We start from the raw sequence: 2,057 nt of genomic DNA on the forward strand, positions 1-2,057 counted from the left end.
CCCATCAATCGGCAGATACGCCGCCCCCGCCTTCCACACACCCAAAATCGCCGTGATCATCTGCACCCCGGACGGCAGACACAACCCAACTACCGACTCCGCCCCCACCCCAGCACCACGCAGATAACCCGCCAACCGATTAGCAGCAGCATCCAACTCCGCATAAGAGACCTCGACACCACCAGCCACCACCGCAACCGCATCCGGAGTCACGACCACCTGACGCTCGAACGACTCCACCACCCCAGCACCGACCACCGCCGCCGTGTCATTCCACTCAACCAGCAGCCGATCGCGTTCCCGCCCGTCCAAGACCCCCACGGACTGCAGCGCCAGATCCGGGCCATCATCCAGAGCCACGGTGAGCGCGGCCACCAGATTCTCCACCACAGTCCGCACCAGCAGACCCACCCCGCGCGCATCGATGGGATCCACCGCGAGGACGCTCAGACTGAGCCCTTCGGCACCCCAGTCGTTCACCGACACGGTCAACGGATAGCTGTTCTGCTGCTGAACGAAGACCTGCCGGACGCCTTCGATCGACTGCTGAGGCGTACTGTCCGCCTCCTGTGCACCGTGCCGGTAGTTGAACAGCGAGGTGAACAGCGGCGTGTTGCCGGCAAGCCCACCGGCCTGCTGCGCCACCGCCAGCGGGGCGTGCTCGTGCTCCAGCAGCGCCGCCAGCTGCGTCCGCATCTCCTCGACGGCCGCCCGTACCCCGATCTGACCAGTGCGCACCCGCACCGGCAGCGTGTTGAAGAAGGGACCCAGCGCACGATCCGCGCCCTCACCGGCGTTCATCCGCCCGAACAGGACCGTGCCGAAGACCACGTCGTCGCGCCCAGCCAGCACCGCCAGCACCCGCGCCCACGCCACGTGCAACACCGTGGCCGCGCTGACCCCCATCCGCTGCGCCGCCTGCCGGAGCGCCGTCACCACATCGTCGGGGATCGGCACCAGTTCGGAGACCAGATCGCTACCGTCACCGTGGACATCCAGCAGCCCGAACGGCGCGGTCGGCTCGGTCACGTCACTCAGCAGTTCGGCGAAGAACCGCTCGTGCTCGGCCCGGGACACCCCGCCGCGGGTCTGCGCCACGAAGTTCCGGAACGGCGACGCCGCAGCCAGCCGACCGGACTCGCCGGCAAGTACGGCCTGCAGTTCCTGGACCAGCATGTCCATGCCCTGGTGGTCCTGCACCATGTGGTGCATCCGCACCAACCCCAGCCAGCGGCCCTCGGCCACCTCGGCGATGTGCAGGTCCATCAACGGCGCCCGGCCCAGATCCATCGCAGCGCCTGCGGCCGCCCTCAGCGCGGTGACGGAATCGCCGTCACCCGGATGACCCAGCTCATGCTCGACGACCGGCAGCACCGCGTGCCGCCACACCACCTGGACCGGCTCGGGCAGCCCTTCCCACACCACGCCGGTGCGGTAGATGTCGTGCCGGTCGATCACCTGCTGCAAAGCCTGCGCGAATCCGTCCAGCCGGGCCCGCGAGTCGAATTCCAGCACATATGCCGAGACGTACACGTCCACGCCGTCGCCGGCGAGCAAGTGGTGGAAGAGCAGGCCCTCCTGCAGCGGCGCCAGCGGATACACATCCGCCACGTTCGCCGCGCCACCCGCCACCGAGGCCACCACCCGCTCCACCTCGTCCGCGGACAGATCCACCAACGGCAACATCTCCGGCGTGATCCGCTCGGCATCGGCCGGAATGAGGTTCTCCGGCACCTCCACCGCATCGACACCGGCCGACCGGGCCAGACCCGCCGGAGTGGGCGACTCGAACAACGCCCGCACCGACACCGACACACCACGCCCACGCAGCAACTCCACCAGCGACACCGCCAGCAGCGAATGGCCGCCCAGCTGGAAGAAGTCGTCATCCACACCGACCGAGTCCACCCCGAGCACATGGGCGAAGGCGGCACACAGGAGTTCTTCCTGCACCGTGGCCGGGGCGCGACCGGACCCGGTCGCGTAGGCCGGCGCGGGCAGCGCCTTGCGGTCCAGCTTCCCGTTCGGCGTCAGCGGCAACTCCGGCAACACCACCA

At 68.7% G+C, this 2,057-nt stretch carries 1 protein-coding gene; it reads right to left on the reverse strand.

Annotated features, from left to right (window positions below):
• Positions 1–2,057 (reverse strand): condensation domain-containing protein (locus ETD86_RS54060; protein WP_138674343.1); only part of this gene is annotated, 2,057 nt, incomplete at both ends.

Source organism: Nonomuraea turkmeniaca, assembly GCF_005889735.1.
GTDB classification, from domain to species: Bacteria; Actinomycetota; Actinomycetes; order Streptosporangiales; family Streptosporangiaceae; genus Nonomuraea; species Nonomuraea turkmeniaca.